The sequence below is a fragment of the Allocoleopsis sp. genome (assembly GCF_036703385.1).
In the GTDB taxonomy this organism is placed as follows: Bacteria; Cyanobacteriota; Cyanobacteriia; order Cyanobacteriales; family Coleofasciculaceae; genus Allocoleopsis.
Genome location: NZ_DATNPA010000209.1, coordinates 1 through 2584, shown reverse-complemented (window position 1 = coordinate 2584; position 2584 = coordinate 1). Strand labels below are relative to the sequence as shown.

Annotated in this window: 2 protein-coding genes and 1 pseudogene; 2 read left to right on the top strand and 1 reads right to left on the bottom strand. The window is 46.7% G+C overall.

Annotation, left to right across the window (positions count from 1 at the left end; genetic code table 11):
* Both V6C93_RS10370 and V6C93_RS10365 read left to right on the top strand, forming a co-directional pair.
* Positions 1–478 (top strand): annotated as a pseudogene (locus tag V6C93_RS10370) (hypothetical protein); the annotation flags it as partial.
* A gap of 118 nt (positions 479–596) precedes the next feature.
* Positions 597–2216 carry an ATP-binding protein gene (locus tag V6C93_RS10365; RefSeq protein ID WP_333476579.1) on the top strand — a complete coding sequence of 540 codons (1620 nt, stop codon included), beginning with the start codon at positions 597–599 and terminating at the stop codon, positions 2214–2216.
* Between the two features lie 151 nt (positions 2217–2367).
* Here the strand turns inward: V6C93_RS10365 and V6C93_RS10360 are convergent.
* The coding region (locus V6C93_RS10360; RefSeq protein ID WP_333476578.1) for a hypothetical protein at positions 2368–2584 on the bottom strand (217 nt) is incomplete at its 5' end.

Sequence of the window (2584 nt, the reverse complement as noted above, 5' to 3'; positions counted from 1 at the left end):
TATCTTGGGCGTGAAAGTGGACAATACCTTGCCACCGCTATCGGGTGGTGACTTTGCCAAAACGGTTCAGTTGCGTGCCGATTTGGATGCAGGCAAAGAGCCAAGCGGTAGTTTCACTCAACAAGCCATTCACGAGGGGCAGTACATCTCGCGGGTCAACAGGATTATCAAGGCACTGTCTGACTACGCCAAATCTCAAGGTGGGAACGCCAAGGTGGACGGCAAGCTTTCTTACGATTTCCGAGCCAATTCCAAGGGTTCTGTGATGATCACCGATAAGGAAGGTAACGTTCTGTTGGCAGCGGGTAATGGGCAGATGCGTTCTCGCATGGAAGAGAAAGACTTGGCTCATTTTGAAAAAATGATTCCCGCACTCTCTCAATCCAATACAAAAATGGCTGTTGCCGCCCAAGCTTTCGTTAGTGCAGCTCCAGCCGCCGCTCAATCTAAAAAGAGCAAGGGACTCGAACTCGGTTAATTCTCGCCAAGAGTGCAAGCCTAACTCCAAGGGCGCTCTGCTGGAGGCAGCACGAGAGCGAGTGCATTGCTTAAGAAGTTGCGCCACACAAGAAGTAAATCTTTTTTACAACTCAACCATGAGCTATTCTAAGCTGAAGCTATCTCTGCAATCGGGAAACTCGGTTGTTTCCTACCAGTGTCAACTTACCGAACGCATTAGCGTCCTTGGGGCATTAGCCACTATTGCTTCCACCTCGTTCGATCTACCTTGCTACCTCTGGAACTTGGGCAGCAATACTCTAGCTTTGATTGGATCGGACAAACAGGAAGTCCTTGCCGATTTCAACTCATCAACTAATCCATTTTCCGTTCTTCAATTTCTCCTAACCGAAGCTCAGTCAGGGATCTTTATCCTGGAGAACTTGCATCCTTTTTTGGTAGCTTCCTCTCCCGATGTTTCTTCCCAGGTTGCGGTTGTCCGCTTGGTTTCCCAGGTTACTTCTTTGGCGTTTGATTCTCGCAATTCCAAAAAATTTATCATTTTACTTTCAACAGCCGAGCAAGAATTGCCTCCGGCTTTGAGTAGCGTCGTTCCTGAATTTATCCATCCTCTTCCTAGTTATGAAGATAACGTTGCTCTTCTTCATACCTTTCTTCCCTCTCTCGATCCAGCTTTAGATACTAGTATCATCCCTGAATTAGCCGTTAGTGCTGGGGGGCTTTCCACTGAAGAAATTAAGTCCGGCTTGCGATATTCGTTCCACTTAAATGGAGGCAAGCTCACATCTGATGTTACTCAAAATTTGCTCGACTACAAAATCGACCGCCTTAAGGCTTTTAATCTAGCCTTTACAGCTCCGCCTAACGTCAAGAATTTTGGTGGCGTTACTAACATTCGCAACGCCATTTATTCTGTTAAAAAACGCTACAGCCATGAAGCGCGTCAACGTGGCATTCCACTTCCCAAAGGGTGGTTGTTTGTCGGTCCACCGGGAACGGGTAAAACCTTCGTTTCTAAGTTTTGTGCATCTATCTTGGGCTTTCCCATGATTGCCGTAGACACGGGCGCGATCGCTTCGGGCGGTGCTTCTTATTTGCGTCAGTTAATTAATCGAATCGAGGCGTCTCAACCCGCCTTAGCCTACTTTGATGAGTTGGATAAACTCTTTCCAGAACCTGGCGTTCCCGCTGACGTTCAGCAGCGTCAGGTACTTGGTTTGCTGTTGACTTGGCTTCAGGATAAAGTCTCCGAAGTCTTCGTGGTTGCTACCCTCAATAGGCTGGATTGTTTGCCACCGGAGTTAACTCGTCTGGGGCGCTTTGATGAGATTTTTTACGTGGGTTTCCCTCCTGCTGGAGAGCGCAAGGATATTTTGCACCTGCACCTGGCTCGTTTTGACGATCGCTATAAAAAAGGCGGCGATCCCTTAACTCTCAAACAGTGGCGCGTGATTCTCAATAAGACCATTAATATGACGGGAGCCGAGCTTTCTACTATGGTGGAAAAGGCGGCTGATAAACAATTTCAACAGGGCATTTTTCCTTATTGTTTGGGCGTTGATGAATTGCTTGAAGCTCGCAGTTGGATTACGCCCTTGTTCCTGCGTGACACGGATAGAATTTTAAAAATTGAGAACATTGCGAAAGGGGTTGCTACTCCCGCTAGTCCACCCGATGATTCGATTTATGCCCCTGAAGATAAAACGTTTTGGGGTCAGCCAGTTGCTACGAATTCTTCTACTGTTTCTGTTGCTTAGTTTTATTGCCGTTTCTCGCTTATGAGAGAGCTAGGCGTTTTCGGGGGTTACTCAGTCGTGTTATCAAATTCCATTCGACTGGAAATTGACAACGGCGATCGAATCCAGAATTTCACCTTTGCGTAATTCTGCACTTCACTTCGGACTTGATTTACTTTGCGCGGTTGATTTCGTCTTCAACAAGGTTCACTAAGAACCTTGTCACCTTTTTCATTACTTCCCGCTCTTGGTTCGTTCTGCTTCCTCCCCTGGCTCGTATGCTGCTAGCCTGATTTGCTAGTTCTGGCTCGACTCCAATTTTTTTCAGTAATGCAGCATATCCTCTTTTGTTCTCAGGAACTTTCATAGTATCAAAGATTGTTAGCTTT